This window comes from Phaeobacter sp. HS011, assembly GCF_018101215.1.
In the GTDB taxonomy this organism is placed as follows: domain Bacteria; phylum Pseudomonadota; class Alphaproteobacteria; order Rhodobacterales; family Rhodobacteraceae; genus Phaeobacter; species Phaeobacter inhibens.
The window spans coordinates 1-23,739 of the sequence record NZ_JAGEUF010000007.1 but is presented as its reverse complement, the minus strand read 5'-3'; the positions used below and the strand labels follow the sequence as shown (position 1 = coordinate 23,739).

The 23,739-nt window shown below is 56.3% G+C and carries 20 protein-coding genes and 2 pseudogenes; 3 read left to right on the top strand and 19 right to left on the bottom strand.

Features of this window, described 5'->3' with window-relative positions; genetic code table 11:
- Nucleotides 1-34 precede the first annotated feature (34 nt).
- From J4721_RS14290 to J4721_RS14275, 4 genes are all read right to left on the bottom strand, one after another.
- Nucleotides 35-754, bottom strand: a complete 720-nt coding sequence (locus J4721_RS14290) for an amino acid ABC transporter ATP-binding protein (RefSeq protein WP_211003054.1) — start codon at nt 752-754, stop codon at nt 35-37.
- Between the two features lie 85 nt (nt 755-839).
- Nucleotides 840-2,213 carry an amino acid ABC transporter permease gene (locus J4721_RS14285; protein ID WP_070356492.1) on the bottom strand — a complete coding sequence of 458 codons (1,374 nt, stop codon included), beginning with the start codon at nt 2,211-2,213 and terminating at the stop codon, nt 840-842.
- 1 nt (nt 2,214) lies between these two features.
- Nucleotides 2,215-3,420 (bottom strand): amino acid ABC transporter permease, encoded by a 1,206-nt coding sequence (locus J4721_RS14280; RefSeq protein ID WP_211003020.1) that lies wholly within the window; start codon nt 3,418-3,420, stop codon nt 2,215-2,217.
- A gap of 18 nt (nt 3,421-3,438) precedes the next feature.
- Nucleotides 3,439-4,482: an amino acid ABC transporter substrate-binding protein gene (locus J4721_RS14275; protein WP_102859032.1), complete on the bottom strand. Its 1,044-nt coding sequence runs from the start codon at nt 4,480-4,482 to the stop codon at nt 3,439-3,441.
- A 300-nt stretch (nt 4,483-4,782) separates the two neighbouring features.
- On the opposite strand from J4721_RS14275, the gene J4721_RS14270 reads away from it, so the two are divergent.
- Nucleotides 4,783-5,703 (top strand): LysR substrate-binding domain-containing protein, encoded by a 921-nt coding sequence (locus J4721_RS14270; RefSeq protein ID WP_102859033.1) that lies wholly within the window; start codon nt 4,783-4,785, stop codon nt 5,701-5,703.
- Between the two features lie 403 nt (nt 5,704-6,106).
- Here the strand turns inward: J4721_RS14270 and J4721_RS14265 are convergent, their stop codons facing one another.
- The 9 genes from J4721_RS14265 to J4721_RS14225 all read right to left on the bottom strand — a co-directional run bounded on the left by J4721_RS14265 (nt 6,107) and on the right by J4721_RS14225 (nt 16,849).
- The gene (locus J4721_RS14265; RefSeq protein ID WP_211003021.1) at nt 6,107-6,346 is read right to left on the bottom strand and encodes a transposase; all 240 of its coding nucleotides are present in this window, start codon (nt 6,344-6,346) and stop codon (nt 6,107-6,109) included.
- 97 nt (nt 6,347-6,443) lie between these two features.
- Nucleotides 6,444-8,177 carry an AMP-binding protein gene (locus J4721_RS14260; protein ID WP_102877067.1) on the bottom strand — a complete coding sequence of 578 codons (1,734 nt, stop codon included), beginning with the start codon at nt 8,175-8,177 and terminating at the stop codon, nt 6,444-6,446.
- A 31-nt stretch (nt 8,178-8,208) separates the two neighbouring features.
- A complete protein-coding gene (locus J4721_RS14255; RefSeq protein ID WP_211003022.1) occupies nt 8,209-9,372 on the bottom strand; it encodes a 2Fe-2S iron-sulfur cluster-binding protein in 1,164 nt (387 codons plus the stop codon).
- A gap of 3 nt (nt 9,373-9,375) precedes the next feature.
- The gene (locus tag J4721_RS14250) at nt 9,376-10,893 is read right to left on the bottom strand and encodes an NAD(P)/FAD-dependent oxidoreductase (protein WP_211003023.1); all 1,518 of its coding nucleotides are present in this window, start codon (nt 10,891-10,893) and stop codon (nt 9,376-9,378) included.
- Between the two features lie 34 nt (nt 10,894-10,927).
- Nucleotides 10,928-13,003 (bottom strand): NADPH-dependent 2,4-dienoyl-CoA reductase, encoded by a 2,076-nt coding sequence (locus tag J4721_RS14245; RefSeq protein ID WP_211003024.1) that lies wholly within the window; start codon nt 13,001-13,003, stop codon nt 10,928-10,930.
- An 81-nt stretch (nt 13,004-13,084) separates the two neighbouring features.
- Complete coding sequence (locus J4721_RS14240) at nt 13,085-13,951, bottom strand: bile acid:sodium symporter family protein (RefSeq protein WP_211003025.1); 867 nt, start codon at nt 13,949-13,951, stop codon at nt 13,085-13,087.
- Nucleotides 13,952-14,056: 105 nt separating this feature from the next.
- On the bottom strand, nt 14,057-14,668 hold the full coding sequence (locus J4721_RS14235; RefSeq protein WP_211003027.1) for a TetR/AcrR family transcriptional regulator: 612 nt from the start codon (nt 14,666-14,668) through the stop codon (nt 14,057-14,059).
- A gap of 132 nt (nt 14,669-14,800) precedes the next feature.
- Nucleotides 14,801-16,006 carry a fumarylacetoacetate hydrolase family protein gene (locus J4721_RS14230; RefSeq protein ID WP_211003029.1) on the bottom strand — a complete coding sequence of 402 codons (1,206 nt, stop codon included), beginning with the start codon at nt 16,004-16,006 and terminating at the stop codon, nt 14,801-14,803.
- 57 nt (nt 16,007-16,063) lie between these two features.
- Nucleotides 16,064-16,849 (bottom strand): MipA/OmpV family protein, encoded by a 786-nt coding sequence (locus J4721_RS14225; RefSeq protein WP_211003030.1) that lies wholly within the window; start codon nt 16,847-16,849, stop codon nt 16,064-16,066.
- 256 nt (nt 16,850-17,105) lie between these two features.
- Here J4721_RS14225 and J4721_RS14220 point away from each other — a divergent pair, with 256 nt between their 5' ends.
- Nucleotides 17,106-17,954: a LytTR family DNA-binding domain-containing protein gene (locus J4721_RS14220; RefSeq protein WP_211003032.1), complete on the top strand. Its 849-nt coding sequence runs from the start codon at nt 17,106-17,108 to the stop codon at nt 17,952-17,954.
- Between the two features lie 19 nt (nt 17,955-17,973).
- Here the strand turns inward: J4721_RS14220 and J4721_RS14215 are convergent, their stop codons facing one another.
- The 6 genes and pseudogenes from J4721_RS14215 to J4721_RS14190 form a co-directional block, all read right to left on the bottom strand.
- On the bottom strand, nt 17,974-18,546 hold the full coding sequence (locus tag J4721_RS14215; RefSeq protein ID WP_211003033.1) for a cytochrome b: 573 nt from the start codon (nt 18,544-18,546) through the stop codon (nt 17,974-17,976).
- A 102-nt stretch (nt 18,547-18,648) separates the two neighbouring features.
- Nucleotides 18,649-19,701, bottom strand: coding sequence for an SMP-30/gluconolactonase/LRE family protein (locus J4721_RS14210; protein ID WP_211003035.1), 1,053 nt, complete (start codon nt 19,699-19,701; stop codon nt 18,649-18,651).
- 4 nt (nt 19,702-19,705) lie between these two features.
- Nucleotides 19,706-20,524: a luciferase family protein gene (locus J4721_RS19920; protein WP_211003037.1), complete on the bottom strand. Its 819-nt coding sequence runs from the start codon at nt 20,522-20,524 to the stop codon at nt 19,706-19,708.
- A gap of 115 nt (nt 20,525-20,639) precedes the next feature.
- Nucleotides 20,640-21,692: an AraC family transcriptional regulator gene (locus J4721_RS14200; RefSeq protein ID WP_211003038.1), complete on the bottom strand. Its 1,053-nt coding sequence runs from the start codon at nt 21,690-21,692 to the stop codon at nt 20,640-20,642.
- 77 nt (nt 21,693-21,769) lie between these two features.
- Nucleotides 21,770-22,636 (bottom strand): fumarylacetoacetate hydrolase family protein, encoded by an 867-nt coding sequence (locus J4721_RS14195; protein ID WP_211003040.1) that lies wholly within the window; start codon nt 22,634-22,636, stop codon nt 21,770-21,772.
- 338 nt (nt 22,637-22,974) lie between these two features.
- A pseudogene (locus J4721_RS14190) lies at nt 22,975-23,160 on the bottom strand (IS3 family transposase); the annotation flags it as partial.
- Nucleotides 23,161-23,179: 19 nt separating this feature from the next.
- Between J4721_RS14190 and J4721_RS14185 the strand changes: the two are divergent.
- A pseudogene (locus tag J4721_RS14185) lies at nt 23,180-23,682 on the top strand (integrase core domain-containing protein); the annotation flags it as partial.
- Nucleotides 23,683-23,739: the final 57 nt, after the last annotated feature.

The window sequence follows — 23,739 nt, the reverse complement described above, 5'->3', positions numbered from 1 at the left end:
GCCCCTGACAGCCACCTGTTCAGGAGGGCGATTTTCAGTGGCCGAGGATCTGACTCAGGAACAGCTGAGTACGATCTGTTCGGGGGTTGTCGAAGAAGGATTCCGGCGGCTGCTCTTCAATTACCTCACCTGCATCCATGAACACGACGCGGTCCGCAACCTGGCGGGCAAACCCCATCTCATGTGTCACACAGATCATCGTGATCCCCGATTCCGCCAGTTCTGTCATCACATCCAGCACCTCCGAAATCATCTCAGGGTCAAGCGCCGAGGTCGGTTCATCAAACAGCAGGATATTGGGGCTCATGCAAAGCGAACGGGCAATGGCGACCCGTTGCTGCTGTCCACCAGAAAGCTGCTTGGGATATTTTCCGGCTTGGTCGGGAATATGCACCCGGGCGAGGTAATTCATGGCAATTTCTTCCGCCTCACGCCTGGGCATTTTCTTGACCCACATCGGCGCCAAGATGCAGTTTTCCAGAACGGTCAGATGGGGAAACAGGTTGAACTGCTGAAACACCATTCCAACATCGCTGACAGAAGGATCAACGCTTTTTGCATGCCCTTCAACCAGCTTGCCATGCACGTAGATCTCACCCTGCTGGTATTGCTCCAGCCGGTTTATGCACCGGATCAGCGTCGACTTGGCTGAGCCCGAAGGGCCGCAAATGACAATACGTTCCCCTTGGGCTACTGTCAGATTGATGTCCTTCAAGGCATGGAATTCGCCATACCATTTGTTTACATTCTTCATTTCGATGACAGCTTTTGCAGTCGCTTCGCTGTTGATCGGATTGGCTTGAAGTGGCTGGGTCATATTCATTCCTTACTTTCCCGGATCAACGCTTGTTTGAGGCGCCGCCACCGACAACGTTTTCTAAGTGTTGACTGTATTTTGACATCGCAAAGCAGATGATAAAGTAGATGGCTGCGCCAAAGATCAGCGGCTCGTGATGCAGTCCGATCCAAGATGAGTTCCGGCCAATCGCCTTGAGCATCAGCAACATGTCATAAAGGCCAATGATTGAGACCAGCGTCGTATCCTTGAAAAGCGCGATGAAGTTGCTGACGATATTCGGGATCATCGCCTTGAGTGCCTGCGGCAGCACAACCAGGTACATGGTTTTCCAATACCCAAGCCCGAGCGACTTGGCCGCTTCGGTCTGGCCGACGGCAACAACCTGCAACCCGCCCCTCACGGTCTCAGCCATATAAGCTGAGAAGAACAGACAGACACCGACGATGGCCTGTACCAGCTTGTTCAACTCAACACCCTGCGGCAGAAATAAGGGCACCATAGTCACAGCCATGAACAGGACGGTGATCAATGGGACAGAGCGTACAAGCTCAATAAAACTGACGGCCAAAACCTTGACCGCAGGCAATTCCGAACGCCGCGCCAGTGCCAGAAGGATGCCCATCGGCAGCGACACGGTGATCCCGATCCCAGCAATCACGAATGTCAGGAACAGACCGCCCCAGAGATTGGTTTTGACCTGCACAGGCTCCCACGATCCAAAAAATGCGTAGACAATAGCGAAGATCACAACAACCGCTGTCGCCAGGGCATATTTATGCAGACGATCTGGTTTGTTGGTCATTCCCAACAGGGCCACAGCGGTTTTGGGCAACCCATTTCCGGTCAGCACACAAAGTACCGCATGCAGCCAGTTGCAGATCAATGTGACAATCGCACCGAGCAATGCGAATTGCATGAACCAGCCGCGCGCGCCTCCCGCAAACAGATAACCAGCAAGGAACGGGAAGATCAGCACGGCAGAGATGCCAAACCACGCGCGTGCCTGTACTTTCTCCAGCCAGATCGGCAGCATCCAAAAGATCAGCAAACCAAAGGCGAGGTTAATCCGCCATTGCTCTTCGTCAGGATAACGGCCGTAGATGATACTGTTGTACCAGGCGGAGATACCGGCCCAGCAGGCTCCATGCGGGCTTTGATCAAGACATTCGCGGCGGCTTGACGCCTCCCAAACGGCATCGGCCACGCCCCAGTGATACAGGCCGGTCACGGTTGTGTAGATAACGTACAGGCCGATCAATGTGATCGCTGTGCTCAGCCAGGAATAGAACAGGTTTTCCCGCATCCAATGGATGGGACCAACCGTTTCCGAGGGCGGTGCCTTGGCAGGTTTCGGTTGGAAAATGATCGCGTCTGCGGACACGGGCGACGCTGTGGATTTAGGGGTATCTGACATCTTACCGCTCCTTCAGCTGAACGCGTTTGTTGTAGTAGTTGAGCAGGAGCGAGATCGTGATGCTGACCGAACAGTAGAAGATCATCACCATGGCCACGATTTCGACTGCATATCCCACCTGGTTCAGCGAGGTTTGCAAGAACAGGGCTACAAGGTCGGGAAAGCCGATTGCCACGGCAAGCGACGTGTTCTTGACGGCATTCATCCAGTTGCTGATAAGTTGCGGAACAATCGCGCGCAGCGCCTGCGGAAGAACTATCATCCGCATCGACCAACTTGACTTGATCCCAAGCGAAAAAGCCGCCTCTCCCTGCCCCGGGCTGACCGACATGATCCCGGCCCGCACGGCTTCGCCGATATAGGCGGCGTGATAGATCGACAGCGACAGAACCACCGCGCACATTGCTGGGGGAAAGGAGATCCCGCCAGTCAGGTTGAAGCCCTTCAGGACCGGGATTTCCCAATTCAGTGGTGCCCCGGTCAGCACAAAGACCGTCGCGGGAAACAGCACCAATATTGCGGGCATAACGAGAGCCACTGGAAACCGTTGCCCAGTCAGAATGCGGCGCCTCCGCGCCCATATTCCCAACACGATCGCCGCAACAACAGCAATCGCAATCGCAAGTAATGTGACATTAAACCCATCCTGCGGCAGTGCGCGCGGAAAGTAGATGCCGCGGTTGTTGACTTGCAAAATCCCCAATCCGGCCACATCAACCCCGTCTTTTGGCCTAGGCAGGATCGAGAAGACCGCGAGGAACCAGAATAGAACCTGAATGAGTGCAGGTGTATTGCGTACAACCTCGACATAAACTGACGCCAGACGCGAGATCAGCCAGTTTCTTGACAGACGGGCAATACCGTTCAGGAAGCCAAGTCCGGTAGAGGCCGCAATCGCCATCGCGGCGACAATCAGTGTATTTGTGATCCCTATTGCATACACCCGGGCGTAGCTGTCCCCGGGCTCATACGGCACCACCGACCAGGAAATATCGAACGGTGCTTCGATGTCGAGAAACCCGAACCCAGAGGCAAGCCCTAGGTTTTGCAGGTTCCTCGATACGTTGTCGTAGAGATACCATCCCATCAATGCAACCACTCCGACGACAGCGCATTGATAGAAGATGCTCTTGATACCTGCAGCGGTAAAACGCTCTTTTCTGGGAGGTTTAACAGGCACGGTGCGGCTATGTGAAGTGGTTGCCATTGTTAGGTTCCTTTCAGATCAACGGAAAGGGGGTGAGAACATCAGACCGCCTTCGGTCCAAAGCGCATTAGCAGAACCTGCACGGGGAATACCCAGCGCCTCGGGACGACCATCACCCAAGTAGTGTTCGTAGATCTCACCGTAGTTGCCAACAGCTTTGATCGCATGCACAACCCAGTCCTTTGGAAGACCAAGGCCGGTGTTCAGCTCGCCTTCGGCGCCCAGGAAACGGGCAACAAGCGGGTTAGGCGGATTGGCTGCAATCTCTTCGACATTCGCCTGGGTGATGCCCAGTTCTTCGGCATTGATCAACGCAAATACGGTCCACTGAACGATGTCGCCCCACTGGTTGTCACCATTGCGAACCGCAGGTGTCAGTGGCTCTTTGCTCAGGATTTCCGGCAATACGACATGTTCGGACGGATCCGGGAAACCACGGGCTTCTGAGGCAAGAACCCCCTTGTCGGTGGTGATCGCATCACACCCGCCATTCAGGTAGGTTTCGTTGACGATAGCGGAGTCGTCGAACGCAACAGCCTGAATATCCAGATTATTAGCTCGGCTGAAATCCTGAAGGGTCGCTTCCGAAGTATGCCCGGTAATCACGCAAACCGTGGCACCTGTCAGATCAAAGGCACTCTTGATACCACTGTCTTTGCGCACAAGAAAACCTTGGCCATCGTGGAACACCGGTGCGGTAAAATCGATGCCCAGGGCTGCGTCACGACCAACAGTCCAGGTGGCCGTCCGGGAAAGCACATCAGATTCGCCATTGGCAAGAGATGTGAAGCGCACGGATGCTGAAACGGACTGGAACTCAACTTTGTTCGGGTCTCCGAAGATTGCAGCGGCCATTGCGCGGCAGACCGCTACATCGCTGCCTTCCCAGTCGCCACTTTCGAGCAGTTGGTAAAACCCTGCACGCGGCGGCCCAACCTGGCAGTTGAGATGACCTCGGGCCTTTACGGTTTCAAGGGTGGATTGCGCAGCTGCAGGAGCCGCAATGCTAAGTCCCCCAGCCGCCATTGCTGCGCAGGATAGCATTGAAAACAGGTTCTTCATTTTCCCCTCCGTTGGAAGAATTCATGTTCATTACCCAAATGACAGCTCGAAGCTCAGCTCACTAAATTCACTGAATGGTCTGAGCATTTTCCTGGTCTGGTGTTTGCTCGAGACAGCCCTCAGTGAAGTTCTGCTGGCCTTGGCAGCCGATGGTGTAGAAAAGGTTACCGCCCGTTCACCATCCAAACCAATGCTTGCTGCTATCAAGTCTATGCATTATTGATATGAAGCGAGCTCCACGTTGGGTCCTGAGCGGATCGTGGACCTTCCGGACGTCCCTAACTCGAAAGCTCTCTGGCAATGTCGATACGTATCAACGACAGAATGATTGAAGCATTCAGAGCGGTCGTAACAGTCGGCACCGCAACCGCCGCTGCAGAGATAATGAACACCAGCCAATCCTCGATCAGCCGGTCGATCCTGCGGCTGGAGGAAATTACCAAGGTGCGCCTTTTTGATCGCGTTAAGGGTCGCCTTCACCTAACGCAGGAAGGTCAAGTTCTCTATGAGGAAGTGGAGAGCTCTTATGTTGGGTTGGAGCGAATCCAACAGACTGCGACCGCGCTGCGCCTCAAACAAAAAGGGCACGTGGGCATCGTTTGTGCGCCCGTTTTATCATATGGATTCATTTCGGACGCGGTGGCCCTCTTCTGCGAAGAGTTCCCGGAAGTAAGCGTTTCTGTCGAAACCAGACGGTCAAATATCATTGCGGAAATGATGTCTGCGCAACGATTTGATCTCGCTTTGGCCGAATACAGCAGCGACCCTCCAGGAGTTGCCACTGAGATTTTTGCAGAGCCGGATTTGGTCTGTATTTTCCCGAAGGGACACCGGTTCGAGAACATCGAAACGCTGTCCCTGAAAGACCTTGCAGACGAGCCTTTGATTGTCTTTCCGCCTCACGACGCTCACAGAAAGAGAATGGATGATGCCTTTGCAGAGATTGGTATAGACCCATTTGTGCGTGTTGAAACACCAATGTCTACAACTGTTGCTTCGATGGTTGCGAAGGGTGTGGGCGTTGCTGTTGTGAGCGTTTTTACTGCGAAGAGCTTTCCCAAGGATCACCAGATTGGCGTGCGCCCGATGACAGGTGCAGGCAAGTTTACTGTCAAACTGTGGCGACCGCTTCATAGACCGACATCAACGATAGTCGATTCATTTTTGAGCCATCTGTTCAACTGTAGAGACAAATACATTCAAAGTGGCCCTGCCCCGTGAAACCGGCCCGGAGTGAGCTACCCTCCGTAACCCGGACACTCACGTAAGCTGCAATTTTCTGTCTGCTGATCTTCAACACGAAGGAGATCAGATTTGTCGAAACGGAAGCAACACCATCCAGATTTCAAGGCCACGATGGCGTTAGAGCGCGACAGTCGGAAGGCACCTGAAGTCGATGAAGAGCAAGTCAAAGACATGCACGCCAAGATCGGGCAGTGGCGATATCGGCCTCGGGCCGGAAGCTACAAAACAGCAGACCATAGGAATGTAGATGCCGCAGCCATCCGGCGTCGCTGATATCGGTTTTGCGGCCCAGAACGTTCTTGGTCAACTGCCCTTCGGGCAAAGCATAGCGCCAGCTGTTTATAGCGCGCACAGGCAAGCGGTGGCCCGGAACCGTTTTTTAGATATCGCGCTCCTCAGAAACACGGGACAGTTCCTTCTTCAAGCGTTTGATCTCTGAGACCTGTTCTGTGTTCTCCTTGATCTGTTTGCGCGGCTGGGAAAATTGGGCTTTCCACGTATCAACGTGACTTGGTGCCGATCCCAAGATGCTCCGATACCTCAGCAACTGAATATCGCGGTCCACTACCTGTGCGACCGCATCAGCCTTGAACTCATCTGTAAAACCAACCCCTGACATCACTGTCTTCGTGCTTCCAAAATTTCCAAGCAAGGGCGTCTAAGAAACGAGGGGCTATTCAATTGCCCAGTCAGCCTGCAGAACAAAAGGGCCTGAATCAGCAACTCCGCAATTCCTTTCGCAATATTTTGCCAACCGAACTTTTGGGCAGTTCCTCAAGGAAATGGACCTGGGTCGGCACCTTATAGGCGGTGAGATTGGCGCGGCAGTACTCGATGACCATTTCTTCTGTGACGGCGGGGTCGGCCCGCTTCACAAAAGCGGCAGGGCTTTCACCGCGGGTAGGATGCGCTTCACCGACAACGGCAACTTCAGCCACACCTGGCATGGATTGTATCACCGCCTCCAGCTCGTTCGGATAAACATTGAAGCCGCTGACCAGGATCATATCCTTTTTGCGGTCGACAATGGCGAGATGGCCTTCGGCATCCATTGTGACAATATCGCCAGTCGCCATCCAGCCATCGGCAAAGGTCTCGGCGGATGCGTCAGGGCGGTTCAAGTATGCAGTCGCGATATTGGGACCGCGGACATGCAGCTCGCCAGCCTCGCCGATCCCAACCGGCGCGCCGTCTGAACGGGTGATTTTGATATCCAGCCCCGGCACCGGCTGTCCGGCAGTGCCGGGTTTGTCGCTTCCGTCCAGAGGGCTGAGCGCGATCATGCAGGTGGTTTCGGTCATACCGTAGCCTTCGACAATCGGGCCGATTTGCTCGCTCCAGCGGCGGGCAGTATCCGGCCGCAAAGAGGTGCCGCCGCCAATGGCCAATCCGATCTGCGGCGGTGTCTGCTGGAACCAATCCTGAGCCATCAGCCCGTTGAACAATGTATCGACCCCGGTTAGCCAATCAATATCGTAGTTGTCGAAGGCCGGTTTCAGATTGGCAATCGGATTGGGATTGGGAATCAGCACATTGCGGCCCGAAGCAGCAGTGAAGTGCATGAGATTCACGATCAAAGCGAAAATATGATAGTAAGGGATCACCGTCAGGATGGACATCTGCCCATGGTCCGTTTTCTGCATTGCGCCATGCACACAGGCGTTCAGCATCTCCAGAACATGGGTGACATTGTCGTGGGTCAGTTCGGCTCCCTTGCTTACACCTGTGGTTCCGCCGGTATATTGCAGAAAGGCCGCTGATCCGGGGTCAATCTGTGACAGATCATAACGGATCTCGCCATGAGCCATCCCCAGTGCCAATGCGTCTTCGAACGGCACATGGTCAAAAGAATACTCCGGAACAAGTTTGGCAACATCCGTGATTGTATGGCGGAGAGCATCAGAGGCGGCCTGCGGGAAAAACTCCCAAAGTGCAGCAATCACAACCTGCTCAACAGCCGTGTCCTTCAGCGCGGTTTGAAGCCGGTCGGCAAATAGATTGAAGCCAAACAGCACCTTTGCCCCGGAATCCTGCAGCTGATGCACGATCTCGCGCGGCGTATAAAGCGGGTTGAGGTTTGTGACTTTCAGGCCGGCCTTCATGGCTCCAAACAAGATGACCGGGTAGTGGATCGAGTTGGGCAACTGGATCGCGACCACATCACCCGGAAAGAGGCCAAGATCCTCGCGCAGGTAGCAGGCGATGGCGTCGGACGCGCGCCCGATCTCAGCATAGGTTTTGTCCAGACAATGGCCGCTGGGAAGAACCAGCGAAAAGCCGACCCGTTCCGGCGTGCTGCGTACCGCTGTGTCAAGAATGTCAGATACACGCTGGTAACGCCGGGTTTGGTGATCATAGCCGCGAATGTCCGGGGCATAGTGTTCCGCCCAGAACCTGTTGTTACCATCAATTTTCTGCGTGTTTTCCACTGTAGCTTCTGGCTGTTGCATGGTCTCTCTCCCCCGGGTGTTGTTAGTGCCGTTAAATCAGAATTTCGATATCGCCCGCCGGATAGGCCACGCAGGCATGCGTCCAGCCAAAGGCGCGGTCCGAACTGCGCAGGCGGGACTGCGGCGGGTTGAAAACTTCACCGGAAAGGATCTTGATCCGGCAGAGGCTGCACTCTCCGGAGCGGCAGGCGTTTTCCACCTGAAACCCGTTGCGCTCCAGCGCGTTAAGCAGCGGCTCACCCGCGCGAGTTGTAAAGGATCCCCGCCCACGCACCGTCACCGTAACCTCTTGGTCGAGCGTCACATCGGCAGGCCAGCCGCCAAGCAGGTTCGGAACGGGCGGCGGACCATTGGCTTCGACGTGTACCTTACGTTCCGAGACGCCGAGCTTAGTCAGCTCGGGCTGGCAGAAGTCATACATCGCATTCGGCCCGCAGAGGTAGAAGGTCTTACCCTCAAGCGGCCCCACCAGTTTGGCAATCAGATCCGCATTCAGAAAGCCGGAATGCCCGGAATAATCCGCGTCAGGTTCCGAGATAACCTCGTCAATCGTCAGGGATTCGTGGCGGTCGGCGAGTTGATGCAGCTGTTCGCGAAAGATGACATCACCGGTATTGCGGGAACCATAAATCAGGTGAAACCGCGGCGGGCGGGCGGAGCTGAGAAAATCGTGGATCATGCTCATAGCCGGAGCCACGCCAGAGCCGCCAGCCAAGAACACCAGATCATCGCCATGAAACAACGGGTTGTGGTAGAATGTTCCCATCGGGCCGCTGGACTGAAGCAGCTGTCCCTCCGTCAGGCCGCGTACCAGATAAGGGCTGACAAATCCGCCGGGCACCTCACGCACAGTGATGTCGTAGTGGGTGCGGATCTGCGGTGGCGAAGAGATCGCAAAGGGGCGCGCGGTGTGCGTTCCATCAACCGTTACGAAGAGATTGACGTATTGCCCGGCCTGAAACGGTGGCAGCATTTCACCATCTGACCGGGCAAGCCGCAGCGTAACGGCGGTTCCGGTTTCGCGGATGATCCGTCGGACTGTCAGGTTCAACCGCTTGGGATGAAGTGCCGCGATCTGCTTAGCAGTTGCAAACCGGTCTTTGGTGAAATCGGTGCCGGACTGCGCCAGTTCCGCCTGTTTGGCCTGTGCCGCGTCGTAACCGGCTAGAACACTGAGGGGGTTCGATGAGGTCATGTTTTACTCCGCTGCAAGATTGGTTCTGTGATGGCGCACCACAGTGTTGGCCGCCGCATGGCCGGACATATAGGTGGGCTGGAAACCGCCCGGGCCGGTCCATGCACCTGCGAGATACAGGCCCTCCGGACCTTTGAGGCGCTGGCGGAACACCGGAGTTTCAAGCGCGTTCTGGTCAAAGCCGTAAATCGCACCGCCGGGAGTGTTGAGGTAGCGCATTACGGTGAGGGGTGTGGCAACCTCAACCTCCTCAATATGAGCCTGAATGCCCGGATAGACCCGTTCGGCCAATCGGATCAGCCGCTGAGCAAACTCATACTTGGTTTCAAAATATGCCTCTTGCGGAATGTCCTCCCAGACTTTGCCGTATTGCGCGCACATCAGCCCGATCACTGATTTCCCTTCGGGCGCAAACGTGGGGTCGTCGTAGTTGTAGCAAGTCAGCAGGCAGCCGGCCGGATCGTCCAGGTTGTTGGCGGTATCAAAGACGGCACGATCATCCAAATCGGAACAGATGAAGTTCGATGCGGCCGTGATACCCAGCTCTTCCGGAGAGACATCAAGCCCAAGATATACGATGAACCCTGACACACCGACACGGCTGTGCTGGAAGGTTTCGCGCACTTGCGGTTCCAGGGTTTCAACGTCCAGAAGCTCGTTGAAGGTATGAATGGAACTGGCGTTTGAGACCACGGAAGCGGCATTGAAACGCGTCCCATGTTCTGTTGTCACTCCAGTGACACGGCCTTGATCTGTATGAATCTTTGCCGCGGCAGTGTTGAACTGCACCTCGCCGCCTGCCTCCAGAAACGACTGAAGCAAAGCGTTGGACATTGCCTGCGATCCGCCCCGGATGTGATAGGGTTTATAGTGTGCATAAAGAAAGAACATCGGCCCCAGCTCAACAAAGGGCAGCTCATCCAGCGGCAGGCCAAGATAGGGCCAATATGCCCCCAGCGTAGCCTTGAGCCTGGGATCTGAGAAGAATTCATCCAGGACATCCTGAGAGCTGCGCACACCGTACCGCACCAAATTCGGGCATTTTTTACGTAGCGCCCCAGGGTCGCCTGCCCGCTTAACGCGTGGGAAAACGCCGTAGTACTCCTGACACAGGGTGCCGCACAGCTGAACAAACCGCGCGATGGCGTCGGCTTCCTGCGGGAACTGCGTGCTTAGCACATGGATGAGGCCAGGAATATCCGCAGGCAGAGTGATATCGACCTCACCTGGCACGCAGAAGCGGTAGACTTCGCCTTCCTCTACAAACTCGACCTTGTCGAGCACGCCCAGATCCCTGAACGTGTCGCGCAGCACAAAGGGGTCGGCTTCGGTGCCGAAACCGCTCAGCTGGTGCAGCGCCACCTCAAATTCAAAATCGCCGCGTACAAAAGACGTGCCGCAGCCGCCCGGGATATTGTGGCGTTCCAGAAGGAGAGTGCGCAGGCCTTTGCGCTGCATCCCCGCAGCGGCTGAAAGCCCGGCATTGCCTGCGCCAATAACGATGGCGTCAAAATCCGTCATAACTCATAATTCTCCTGATTGTATCTGATCGGGCCTAGGCCAGTTCATGCGTGCCGGCACAGCTCAGCTCTTCCGCCAGTAAAAGACCTTGCTGAATGGCGCGTTTGGCATCCAGTTCAGTGGCCAGATCAGCGCCGCCAATCAGATGCACAGGAATCCCGCGATCGCGAAGGCCCTGTTCAAGGTCGCGCTGCGGCAGCTGGCCCGCGCAGACAACCACCGTATCCACTGCGAGCAGGCGCGCGGTGCCGTCTACCGTGATATGCAGCCCTTCGTCATCCACCCGGTGGTATTGAACACCGCCCAGCATTTCGACTTTGCCCAGCTTCATTTCCGCACGGTGAATCCAGCCCGTGGTCTTGCCCAGGCCGCTGCCGAGGCTGGTGGTCTTGCGTTGCAGCATGGTGATAAGCCGGTAGGGGGCATCAGGCGTGCGGTCTTTCTGCAACCCGCCCCGCGCCTCATCGCCGCCGGTGCCCCAACTGGGGTCAATTCCCCACTTGCGAAAGAACGCAGGCAGGTCGGCGTGATCCTTTTCGGGGTCCGCCAGCAGGAATTCACTGGTATCAAAGCCAATGCCGCCTGCACCGATAACTGCAACCGTCCTGCCGGCGGTGACACGCCCGGTAAGGATATCTATGTAGCTGCACACCTTGGGGTGATCCGCCCCCGGAATGTCCAACGGCCGCGGCCTGATCCCGGTCGCCAACACCACACGGTCAAAGCCTGTAGCAAGATCCTCGGCAGCAACCGCTGTGTTCAGCCGCAAGGTGACGCCCGCGGCTTTCAGGCGCTGGCTGAAATATCGCACAGTTTCATCGAATTCCGTCTTGCCCGGCACATTGCGGGCTATATTCAACTGCCCGCCAATCCTGTCTGCAGCTTCAAACAGCGTGACGTGGTGACCGCGTTCCGCAGCTTCGCTGGCAAAACTCATTCCTGCGGGCCCGCCGCCCACAACGGCGATCCGCTGCGGTGCATCGGTCCGGGTGCTGGAATAGACTGTTTCATTGCACGCACGCGGGTTCACGAGGCACGAACAGGTCTTCATGCTGAAAATATGATCAAGACAAGCCTGATTGCAGGCGATGCAGGTATTTATGCTGTCGTCCTGCTCTGCCTTTGCCTTGGTCATAAACGCCCCGTCAGCCAGGAAAGGCCTGGCCATCGACACCATATCGGCATCACCGCGGGCCAATGCGTCTTCGACCTGTTCGGGTTTGTTGAAACGATTGGAGGTAATCAACGGAATTGAGACCTCGCCCATCAAACGGGCTGTGACCCAGGAGAACGCCTGCCGGGGCGTGGCCTGGGCGATGGTGGGCACCCGCGCCTCGTGCCAGCCGATCCCGGTATTCAAGATGGTGGCCCCTGCAGCTTCAATGGCCTTGGCCAACGTGACCACCTCAGGCCAGCTGGAGCCCCCTTCCACCAGATCGATCATCGACAGGCGGTACATGATGATGGCGTCGGGGCCGACCCGTTCGCGCATCCGGCGCACGATTTCCACTGGAAAGCGGATGCGGTTTTCATAGGAACCGCCCCAACGGTCAGTGCGGTGGTTTGTTCTTGCGGCAATGAACTGATTGATCAGGTAGCCTTCGGAGCCCATGATCTCGACCCCGTCATACCCGGCGTCCCTAGCCTGGCAGGCACAGGTTGCAAAATCATCGATCGTGCGCTCGATATCTGCGTCCGTCATTTCTCGCGGAACATGTTGTGAAATCGGCGCCTGAAGCGCTGTCGGGGCAACTGATCCAGCGGCATAAGAGTAACGGCCCGTGTGCAAAATCTGCATAATAATGCGGCCACCTTCACGATGCACCGCGCCGGTCACCACCCGATGAATTGCCAAGGATGTCTCACTGTCGAGCCGTGCAAAACTGTCAGGCTCCCCGGGGATCCCGGTGCTCCCCTCAAAGTTGGGGGAAACCCCGCCGGTGACGATCAAGGCGCAGCCGCCCCGGGCCCGTTCGGCATAGAACTCAGCAATTATCTCACCAGTCTGATCGATTTCTTCCAGACCGGTGTGCATGGACCCCATGATGACCCGATTGGGCAATGTAACTGTGCCAAGATCAATCGGGCGGAACATATTCGGGTACTTCATTCTGTTGTCCTCGCTGGAGTAATGGGGATTGGGAAAACCGGCGGCGACTGATTGCACATATGCCGCACGGCCTGGTTTAAATCAGGCCAGAACCGGGCTGCGGTAGCGGCGCACCAACCAGGCAAACCCAAGCCCGGTGACATAAGCCATAGGCAGGTAGAAGAACGTCGGCGCCAGCAGTTCCGGGGCATTCAGGATGCCAATGATCACCACAATTGCCATGGAGATATTCTGCATTCCAACCTCAACGGTCACCGATCGGGTTTCCTGTTCGGTCAGTCCCAGGCCACGCCCCAGAGCAAAGGCCAGTGACATCATCAGCACATTGAGCATGACCACAGCCAGTAGTGCCTCAATGGAGGTCAGCAGCTCAATCATGCTGAACATGAATAGAAGCGAAGTGATCAGAACGATGCCGAAACCCCCAATGAAAAGAGGTCGACGGATCGCCTCAGCAACCATAGGCACCCAGCGCGCCAGCGCCATTCCAGTTACCACCGGCAGAAAGGTGGTCAGGAAAATGCGGGCTGCAGTCGACCAGAACGGCAACTGCAGACGGGTGTCTTCCCCAAGAAACTGATCAATTGCGGCCCCGACTAACAGCGGCACTGTCAAGAAGGCGGCAAGGCTGGAAATCGCGGTCAATGTCACCGAGAGCGCCACATCGCCCTTGGAAATAGCGCAGACTGCGTTGGATGGCGCGCCGCCAGGACAGGCAGAAATCACAACCAGCCCCACAGACAACGCGGGCGACAGGTCCAAGATGATTGCAATGGAGGCCGCAACAGCCGGCAGCAACAGGATCTGGCCCACCACTCCAAGCAATAAAGCTCGCGGCTGAGTCAGCACGCGGCGGAAATCCGTGACCTGCAGTGTGCTGCCCATTGCGATCATGACGCCGATCAATCCGGCAATCGCAATTGTGGTGATAACAGCTCCGATATCCATGTGGCCTTCCTCCCCTTAGGCAAGCGTATTCAACGCCGACCATCATTTGGCTTACACTGTAAACCAAATGATTTGAGTTAATAGCGCAAACTTGCGAACGCTGCGTTACTTTTGGGAGAAAGCGCGGATAGAGGTTGGGATTTTTTCGGAGAAAATCTGCTCAAACTGCTGAATTTCCATACCAAAAGCAAGCTTGCGCGACAGATGAAGCTGTACCATGCCATGCAGAGAGGACCACAGCCAATGAGCCGCAAAATTGCAATCAATCGCTAGATTTTCTGCTTCGGCAAAGGCCGTCACGGCGTCGAGGTTGACGTGCCAACTGTCCGCTTCACGGCTGATCGAATCGCCGAAATCGGCGCTAATCTGCGCGTAGTTTTCAAACTCCCACGCATCAAACATCAACCGGTAGTCATTGGGCGCCTTGAGAGCGAATTCTACATATGCCTGCGAAACAGCGACCAGCGCATCGGTCGGCGTTTGGGCCACTGCCTGGGCTCGCCGCATATGCGTGGTGAGCCGCTGAAATGCTTCCAGCCGCAGCTCCATCAGGATGTGATCCTTGCTGGGGAAATGCTTGTAAGGCATCATCGCAGACACCCCCAAATGCTTAGCAATAGAGCGCATCGACAGGGCGGAGATCCCACCGCGCTCCAGCAGGTGACGTGCGGCTTTGGTGATGCCACTGCGCGGGTTATCGGTTGAGGCAGTTTTCATAGCGCAAGCGGTCTCCGGTGGCGTCCAGAGCCAATATCCGGCAAAGGCTGAGAACAATCCATCAGCTTTTGCAGAAATTCACCGCAGGCAGGCATATACCGCAGGGACCAACCGGCCCCTGCGGTCAGCGGATTAGCGTCGCACTGTTATGCTGATCGTCCCCATCGAGGCCGATGCATAAGTGACGACCTGCCCTGGCTGAAGAAACCGCTTGGCCGCAAACTCGTCCTGGATGAACGAGGCAATAACGCTGTCATAACCGGAAGCTTGGCCGACGAAGGCACCTGTGACCACATGTCGGATGACACCCCGTGCCATGTGACGCATAGAAGGCGGCATGAAAATAACTCCTTCCGGCGTGCCTGACATAAGAACCTGGCCGGTCGAAATAACAGCATCTTCAATCAGCTGATACCGATCGCCCTGATAGAGGAACCGGGTGGAAACGGAATCATCCAGAACCTTTTCCACCAACTGGCCAAAATCGAGGATCATTTGACCTCCGCGCGCGTCCTGGCGCAGCGCGCCATCCAGCCGCGTCTCGATGCGCTCTTGTGCGACAAAGCTTCGCCAGTCCACAGGAATAACAAGAAACGGACCACTTGGGAGATAGCCGGGGCCGCTTTTGGCGTCACTGAACCCCGACCCGGAATCAAAGTTTTCTGTGTCGATCATCTTCAGCAACGTCGACCGATCGGTGAAATCTCCGCACAAAAAGAACCCCTTACGGGCCGCCTCGAAGTCCGCCAGCGATGCGATATCTCGATCAAACCGGGCGCAGATCTCCACTTCGTAGTCCAGCAGAACCTCCGGGTCATATGCTACCGACGTGACAGGTGGCGTGGCTACGCCGAACTTGGGAAAGCTGAACACAGAGCTGCTGGTGGTTTCTTCGGCATGTTCCGGGAAATTTGTGCCCGATCCGATATGGCGCTGCCCCTTGCCTGCCGCTGGCAAGAACTGAGACAGCGGATAGTCTTGCGTCACAGTGCGGCCCGCCTCGCCCACAGCCTTACTGTATAGCGCAACCAACTCGGCATCAGGGACCTCTTCCAAGATCTTAAACAGATCCAAATCTGCAGAGGCACCATACCCGGTCAGGTCTACAGCTGTTACGGCGGTCTCAGTCAGGCCAGTAATCAAAACGGGCACAGCGCGCCCATCCTCTCCTTTCACCTGCCCAAGGGTGATCGCCTGTTCGATGGGCAGCACGTCGGAAGACAACGTTCCCGCTTCTATAGAGATGGGGTTCAGTCGGCTCGGATCATCATTCAGGGCAAAGACCCAAAAGAGAAAGCCTGCGCAGATGGCGCAAGCGCTCAGAGCAATTCGTTTCATCATTACCTCGGTCATAGAAGGTGAGCGGACAACCCCGGCAAACGCCGGGGCCGCTGTTTAAAAGCGAAAGAAGATGCCGGAAGAAATTTGGGTCTGGCCACTGTCAAAGACGATGGGGCTGTCTTTGGCATCCCCCATCAACTCGGCATGGGAAACTCCTAGAAACACACCGGTCTGCTCAGACAAAGTGTAGGATGCCTGCAGCTGTATCCCGGCACGTTCAAGGCCGGATCCTGCCTCATACCGGGTAAAAGATGAGGCCCCCGCTTCGGCAGCGGAAACGCCGTAAAACGCCTGGTTGTAAGAGCTGTCCGCCCAGGTCACAAATGGCTTTGCGGACAGGCTCAGGCGCGGGGAAACAGCCGTGGAAAACTCGGCGGCCAACGTGGCACGGGTGCCTTCGTGGCCCCCATCGCTAAGGCCATGGCTGATATCAAGTTCCAGATCCGCAATCCCAAGATCATACTCGATAAATGCGGTGAACAGGGCGCCGGCCTCAACATCTCTCAGCCCGGTCAGCCGGACATCATCCTCGGCCAACCGTTCGTCAAAGTCATAGCCGACAGCGAAACCCAGCGACAGGTCACCCGCACCGTAGTTGCGCAGCGCATAGACCCCTAAACCACGCTGGTTCAGGAAGACACGGTCGCGCCAAGTCAGGTTGAAGATCGGAAACGCTGATGAGCTGGATTCGTCCGAACCCGGAAATTCAGGCCCGTAAGACGCGCCGAGACCGATAACTCCAGTTAGGCTCTTGCCTTCGGCAGAGGCCATTTGCGGGAGAGTTAGAGTGCAGGCCAGAACCGCGCAGACAACTGGTGGAGCAGGAACAAGTTTGTGCATTTGTACACCTTTCATGCGATCAAGTACCGGCCCGTTTGCAAAGTCGGTTTTCACGAGGCCGGTGCCGTGCATCTGTCTCAACCCACACAGAGATCACATGGCAAGTTCATGAAAACGGCGGAGAAATACTCAAGTGGGTGCAGTGTTATCATGAACGGTCAATGTGCTACCGCTCGTGAAATAGTGGTTTAATGCTGCCGGTGCCGGGTTAAACAGAAGACATCGACTTGATCCCTGCCCACAGGAGGCAAGTGACATGCCCCAAGTAACACCCCACAGCAAAGACAGGCCAAGCCAGCTTGATACTGTGTTTCAGACGCTGTTCGGGCTTCGTGACATCAGCTGGCAGCAACTGGCGGGATATTGTCTTTGGTTTTCTGTCCTTGGCAGCGTGATCATTACCAGCTTTGAACCGGTCGCCACGGCTGAACTGCATGTGGCGCTCGCCGCTCTGTTGTGGTTCCTGCACCTGCTAGTGGCAACATTTCTGATGTCGGGTGTGACCGTGCTGGGGGTACTGGCCGGTCTGCGGATGCCTTGGCCGCTGGTGCTTGCAGTGTTGCTGCTACCGGTGTTGCTCACCCCGGTGTCATTCGCGCTCGACAGCTGGTTCGGCGGTGAACCACGCGGCATTACCCGGGGTTTCGGCCTGGGCTGGGAATTGCTGATGGAGTTCTTGGACATTGTTACGCCGTCGCTTGGGCTGGCAGCGCTGGCAGGTATCTTTGCATATCGCGCAGCAGATCTTGCACGCCGCTACCAGCGCTCGCTGCTCGCGGTTCCATCAACGGAACCCGCGTTGAAAACCGTGGTGCCTGAAGTTCCCCATCATTTGGGTGATGACCTGATCCGGGCGGAAGCACAGGGCCATTACGTCAAGATTGTTACCGCTGCGGGTAACATCACGCTGAAGCTAGCCTTTTCGGACTGCGTTTCAGCGCTGAAGCCCTTTCTTGGGGCGCAATGCCATCGGTCGCATTGGGTGCGCTTCAAACATGTCACGTCCGTCAAACGCCAAGGCAGCGCCTATACCTGCCTGCTCGAAGACGGCACCGAAATCCCGGTGAGCCGCCGCCGTTACGCAGCGTTGCGGCGGAAGTTGTGAAAGCGGCGCAGCAGATCGCTCAACTGCTGCGGCCTCCGGCACCTGGTATCATCCGCGAGAACACACCGTCCCGATCCACAAGCGCATGTTTCAGCGCCGCTGCCAGATGGACGGTTACGGCAGTGACGATCAACCAGTAAGTCACGGCATGCAGGATGTGCAACAGACCATAAAGAGAGGCCGGAGCCAGACCAAAGCTGCTGTAGTCCACCCCGATCAAAGCCGGGACAAAGGCGGTCTCAACCGTTGAGGCCAGGAACAACCCGATGCAGATCTGGAAAACAACCAGCCCGTACAGACCCCAATGGACAATCCGTGCTCCTATTCTGCTCCATGGGCCAACGCTGTCAGGCAACGGCGGCGCCGGATGGATGAGCCGCCAGATCACGCGAAACAGCATCAGACCGGCCAGGACTGTCACAGCCAGCCCGTGGCTGCCGTATTCGGTGACTTTCTCTGCCTCCGGACGGTCGGCCAAACCGTTGGCCGCAAACAGAATAGCGATCAGATTGATTGCGACAGCCCAATGCAACAGCTTATCCATGCGGCCATAGCTTCTGAGGGTCGTGGTTGAAACTGGTGGATGGTTCATCTTATGATCTCCATTCGATTGCCGCAGCCCCGCCGGCACAGGGGCCAATGGGGCTGTCGAAAAACTGTCTTCAATGGCGTCGGCAGCTGTCAGCACGCGCCGCTATTGCGCGCAAATCTTCACGCCGGGCTGAAAGGCTGAACCGATCAGCAGCATGTCCTCGTAGGGCACAGCAACGCTTACCGAGGACTGCAGGGAGCCGTCGTTCTCCATAACCAATTCACTCGTACCGGTGTCCGGTTCGACACGGTAAACCTGAAATGGTGAGAGTGCGGTTGGATCTTTGATATGACCGTCAAACGCCATCAGGTTCAAATGCGACGCAACCCAAAGCTGGCCATCCTCGGCAATGCGCACGTTGTCAGGCGCCTGCCCAACAGGGATTTCACGCTGCAAAGTCAACACGTTGCTGGCCTGATCCCGGGCAAACACCTTAACCACACCCTCGCGTAGCGCAGTGGCGTAAACAGTTGAGCCGTCCGGCGTTGTCGCAACTCCATTGGCGAATGCCATTGGTTCCAGAATTTCAGTTTCGCCCTCATCATAGACCGACAGATCGCTGATCTTGCGGGCGAACATCATCTCAACCATGTTCCCAAAAACACCAAAGGCCCCACGATCGTTTGAGTAATAGAACGTATCAAGATCAACCGCACCAATCCCGTTGGGTGATTTGATGCCATCGCTGGTGTGATGCCTGGCCAAGGTCAGCGCGTCTACGCCAACTTCAAAGACATAGACATCGTGCCCAGCTTGCGGATCACTGGCGCTGCGGTGGTTCAACACGAAGAGATACTGCACACCATCAATGGTCTTCAGATCCATCCCATGGGGCAGGAACGGCAAGCTGGGGTCCAGACCGGTCAGCGGCATTTCCACCAGCTGGTCGCTGCCATCCAGCACAAGCCTGTGCAGCGCGCCGGTTACTTCTTCACCTGCCATCCCGGTGCGCCGGTCAAAAGATGAAATATAGGCCACACCAGCATCGTAGTCGGCAATGATATCTTCGGCCCCGACCATCTGACCAATCGAGCGGCACTGACCATTGTAAGCGGTCGTTACGGAGTTAAACGCGCCAAGTGAAGAAACCGTGGCCGCCCCACCTCCAGCCAGCAGCAGCATGATGGCAGCAGTGGAATAGATCAGGCGTTTCATAAGGTTATCCTTTGATTGAATTGTTACCGCGCGGCAGCGCGTAGCATGTTGCCGCTTCGATGATGTCTCTGATCACAGGCACATGCTCAGCTCGCGCTGGCGCGTAGAGCATGACGAATGTTTCAGTCGGAAAGATCCGCTTGAACCGCGCCATGGAGTGCAGCTCGCCCCACCCCTTGTCGAGTACCTGTTTAGCGTCGCTGGGGCTGAGGATCGTATGCATCGATCCGTCGCTGGGGTGGAAATGACCAATCTCACCACCCAGGCCGGTGGCGGGGTTCCCTCCCTCCACATCGCGCAGCCAGATCGCCTGATTGTGTTTCTCATATTGGCTAAGTTGATAGTGCAACCGGTCATCATTTCGGGCAACAATGCCATCGAACATATTCGAAAGCTGCTGCATCACGTCTCGATCTGGGATCTGGTCAGTCTGACGATGCGGCACAGCATGGGGCGCAACGGTTGGGCGCGGACCTGCACGAGTGGGTAAATCGCCTAAAAATGTTTGATCGGTACTGCCGCCAAGTTTGTCGGCAAATACTGATTGATCATAGGGATCGCCCGCCATCGGACGCATGGCTGTGACCGCGAACCATCCAAAGATGTTGCTTGGCAGCCCACCCTCCCCCAGCGCAATCCAAGCGCGGTAGTCACGGATTGCCCAGACCAGCGCCGCCAGCAGGGCAAAAACAACAGCAGCTGTAACCACGACCCAACCAAACAGGCTGCCACCAGTTGCGGACCAGCTTTGGTGCTGCCCCCAGGCAAACCCGATTGCAGCACAAACCAGCACCGCATTTGCCACATGAAATATTCGCTGCACCCACATCTTCTGAACTCTCTTCCGCTGTGCTGATTGGCTTTTCAGCCTAGTCGGCACAGCCAAAGGCGAAATGTGGATTTACCTCAGACTAATGGTGGAAACGGCTCACCCGAATTTATTTGCGAAGACCGGCGCGAAAGGCACCGGGGGAGAGGCCGAAATGCTGTTTGAAAGCCTTGGAGAGGTTGCTGGGATTGTCATATCCCGCCTCCTCCGCGATCACGCTGAGGGTGACATCGCTGGAGCGCAGGCGGCGTTTGACCAATTCGAAACGCTCGCTGTTTTTGATATCGAGAAAGCTGGCGTTTTCGCTTTTCAACCGTCTTTTCAGTGTGGCCGGCGACACATGCAGCAGAGCCGACACGCTTTCAACCGCGCCCCTAGAAAGACCTAGTTTGCCAAGCGCCCATTTCACCTGGCCTACGGTATTCAGCGTCGCAGGCGGCACCGAGAGCTCATGTTCGATGCGTGACCTTGCAGCGGCCTTCAGATCGGCAGCGCCGGCCAGGGTGCGGATGCGCAGATGCGCCGTCGGATACCGCAGAAAAGTTTCGGCCTGCGAGAACACCAATTGCAGGCCGGGAGGCACCGTATCCGGCGGCACACCATCTTCCGGATAGGGCCAAGCCAGATGCAATTGCCCTGGCAAACTTTCTTCCTGAGTACCAGTTATCGCGCGGGCGAGCCAAGCCAGATTGATCAGGCTTGAAATCGCATGGAAACGCACGGCTTCATCCGGAGTATCAGGATTGCCGGAATGGACAACGATGTCGTAGTGACCGGCTGCACTACGGGTTTCCAGGAACTGAGCACCGCCCGAGCGCGAACCATATTGTTCCGGAAGCTGTTCATAGGCTTCGCCGAGGGTTCTGGCACTGCGCAACGCCAGGCCAAAAGCACCATGTGTCTGAAAGCTCATGGCGCGGCCGTACCGCCAGGGCAGCAGCGCATCATCGCGGGCCTGGGACAGCAAATTCAACACCATACGGCTATAGCTATTGCTGCGCACGTGGCTTGGGGCGGCGACCAGGTCGCGCAGATGAAGCCCGCTGCCTTCAAGCAGCAATTCAGCCGAAACCCTTGAATCCGCTGCAAAAGAGACCAGCAATTCAGTATAGCTGAAAGGAAGAGCGTAGTCTCCTTCACCGATGGCATCACCCTGTTTCATGACCAGCCACAATAACCACACGAAAAGACACCGGCAACGTCAATTCCGGTGTCTCCGTTCTGGGCTGATAAGCGGTGTCAGGTCATGGTAAAGGTCAGCTGCCCCAGCCATTCGGCATCCATCTCGACCAGGTCGCCGGGCTTCAGGTAATCAGGGTTGTTGCGACCAGATTCGAGAAACTTGGGAATGCTGACATCCAGCGGCATGCTGGCAAAAATTGCCTTTTGCTCGGCAGAAATCTGAAAGGTCACCCCTGCTGGTGTGCCAGTAACGATGAGGTCGCCAGCCCGCAGTTTCTGATCCGGCGCAAACGCTGCCGCTCCCTCCAGAATCTGCCGGGGAGTATAAATCAGGCTACTGACAGGCTCGCTTTGTCGTATCTTTCCGTTTACTTTCAATTCCAGCCGGACAGCAGGCAGCAGATCCCGTGCTTCGGCATCAGGCACCCAAAGCGTACGCCCACATGGGAAAAAACCATCATAACTCTTGCTCGCGGACCAAAGAACATATCGGTCACGCGTCAGCTCGCCCATCATCTGGACAGTCCGCGACGTCACATCATTGGCCAGAAAATAACCGATCATGGGCAGTTGCTTGGCTGCTTGCAGCTCTGACAAGGTGCAATCTTCCAGCAGCTGAACGCCCAGTTCGATTTCAAAATCCATCATCGGCACCAGCTGATCTTTTAGCGCGTCGACCCGTTCGCAGAGTGACGGTTCAGCGCTAATGACCGCGCGAAGAAGAGTCTCCATCGTCGGAATCACCACGCTATCCTGGCCCGGCTTTGGTGCGGCGTTCTTTAGAAAGACAATCGGTGTTTCCGGTGTCTCGGATCCGGTTTCTCGGATGTGGTCCGCGTAGGCAAGACCGAAAGCATAAGCAAAACCAGTTGTGGGAAGGAAGTCTTGAAACGTGCCCTCCTGAGGGCCTGTGGTCAGTTGCATGGTGTGTCCAATCATTTGAAAGCAAGCCGCATTTGGCGGTAACGCTCAAACTGAGTGATCCACGCCCGCTTTGGTTGCTCCAGAAACTTAGGCACCGGTCAGAGGTTTAAGAAGTTTCAAAGCGATCAGGATTTTGGTGATTTCAGCTTATCGGCAGCCGCGCCGTTTGGGTGCGCTGGAAAAGAAGCCGGTCTTGCAAACCTTGCGCGACCACTGATTGCATACAAAATTCCGGTCATGCCTGACAATGTCAGGTGCCGCATCAAGAACCATCCAAAGTCCCGCTGGTTAGCCAAGCAGCTGACCTGTCCCGTTTTTGTGCCGCCCTTGGTGCTAGTTTAGGCCACTTTTCGTTCGAATACGACGGTGCTTTTCCAGCCCAGTGCTGAGTTGCGGCGGCGAGGATTGTAGAACCCATTGATGTACTCGAAGATCGCCATTTCAGCTTGCCGCCGTGTTGCCCATGATCGCCGCCAGATCAGCTCGGCCTTGATGGTTTTGAAGAACGTTTCGACGGCAGCATGCTTCGCATGCGCCTGCCGGGTAATGGAAGCGCTGGAGCAGGCTGTTCGCGAGCGGCGGCCGACAAAGGCGATGGGGCTTGTTCATCACTCCGGCCGCCATTCTCGGCGGTGCTGGCATCGCCTGTCACGCAGTGGGTCAGCCAATACCTTTCGATCAAATACACAGAGCGGTTGGGCGAAGCCGGTATCGAGCCCTCTGCGGGCAGCGTTGGAGACAGCTATGAGTTCAAGCAGATCCGCGCAGCGGATCAAATGATCTGGGGGGATCATTTGAAGGCGCAGAACGCCCTGGCCGAGACGATCAACGGTATATTCAAAGCCGAGGTCATTCACCGCCGCGGCCCTTGGCGCAACTTCGAAGACGTGGAATACGCAACGCTCGAATGGGTGGTTTGGTTCAACAACCGCCGCCTGCTTGAACCCATTGGGCACATCCCGCCGGCAGAAGCAGCGGCCAATTTCTACGCCGCTCTGGAAACTGAGGACATTGCCGCGTACCTAACTGAAATCAGTCTCCGGTAAACCCGGTGCGGTTCAATATGCCCTCCTCCCGGCTCTTGTGCATCTGAGAGTTTGTGC

Coding starts and splice junctions, on each gene's coding strand:
- J4721_RS14235 (WP_211003027.1), bottom strand. CDS start 14,668: ATGAAAACTGCCTCAACCGATAACCCGCGCAGTGGCATCACCAAAGCC.
- J4721_RS14225 (WP_211003030.1), bottom strand. CDS start 16,849: ATGCACAAACTTGTTCCTGCTCCACCAGTTGTCTGCGCGGTTCTGGCC.
- J4721_RS14270 (WP_102859033.1), top strand. CDS start 4,783: ATGTCGATACGTATCAACGACAGAATGATTGAAGCATTCAGAGCGGTC.
- J4721_RS14280 (WP_211003020.1), bottom strand. CDS start 3,420: ATGGCAACCACTTCACATAGCCGCACCGTGCCTGTTAAACCTCCCAGA.
- J4721_RS14285 (WP_070356492.1), bottom strand. CDS start 2,213: ATGTCAGATACCCCTAAATCCACAGCGTCGCCCGTGTCCGCAGACGCG.
- J4721_RS14210 (WP_211003035.1), bottom strand. CDS start 19,701: ATGAAACGCCTGATCTATTCCACTGCTGCCATCATGCTGCTGCTGGCT.
- J4721_RS14215 (WP_211003033.1), bottom strand. CDS start 18,546: ATGAACCATCCACCAGTTTCAACCACGACCCTCAGAAGCTATGGCCGC.
- J4721_RS14245 (WP_211003024.1), bottom strand. CDS start 13,003: ATGAAGTACCCGAATATGTTCCGCCCGATTGATCTTGGCACAGTTACA.
- J4721_RS14255 (WP_211003022.1), bottom strand. CDS start 9,372: ATGACCTCATCGAACCCCCTCAGTGTTCTAGCCGGTTACGACGCGGCA.
- J4721_RS14265 (WP_211003021.1), bottom strand. CDS start 6,346: ATGTCAGGGGTTGGTTTTACAGATGAGTTCAAGGCTGATGCGGTCGCA.
- J4721_RS14200 (WP_211003038.1), bottom strand. CDS start 21,692: ATGAAACAGGGTGATGCCATCGGTGAAGGAGACTACGCTCTTCCTTTC.
- J4721_RS14240 (WP_211003025.1), bottom strand. CDS start 13,951: ATGGATATCGGAGCTGTTATCACCACAATTGCGATTGCCGGATTGATC.
- J4721_RS14220 (WP_211003032.1), top strand. CDS start 17,106: ATGCCCCAAGTAACACCCCACAGCAAAGACAGGCCAAGCCAGCTTGAT.
- J4721_RS14230 (WP_211003029.1), bottom strand. CDS start 16,006: ATGAAACGAATTGCTCTGAGCGCTTGCGCCATCTGCGCAGGCTTTCTC.
- J4721_RS14290 (WP_211003054.1), bottom strand. CDS start 754: ATGAAGAATGTAAACAAATGGTATGGCGAATTCCATGCCTTGAAGGAC.
- J4721_RS14195 (WP_211003040.1), bottom strand. CDS start 22,636: ATGCAACTGACCACAGGCCCTCAGGAGGGCACGTTTCAAGACTTCCTT.
- J4721_RS14260 (WP_102877067.1), bottom strand. CDS start 8,177: ATGCAACAGCCAGAAGCTACAGTGGAAAACACGCAGAAAATTGATGGT.
- J4721_RS14275 (WP_102859032.1), bottom strand. CDS start 4,482: ATGAAGAACCTGTTTTCAATGCTATCCTGCGCAGCAATGGCGGCTGGG.
- J4721_RS14250 (WP_211003023.1), bottom strand. CDS start 10,893: ATGACGGATTTTGACGCCATCGTTATTGGCGCAGGCAATGCCGGGCTT.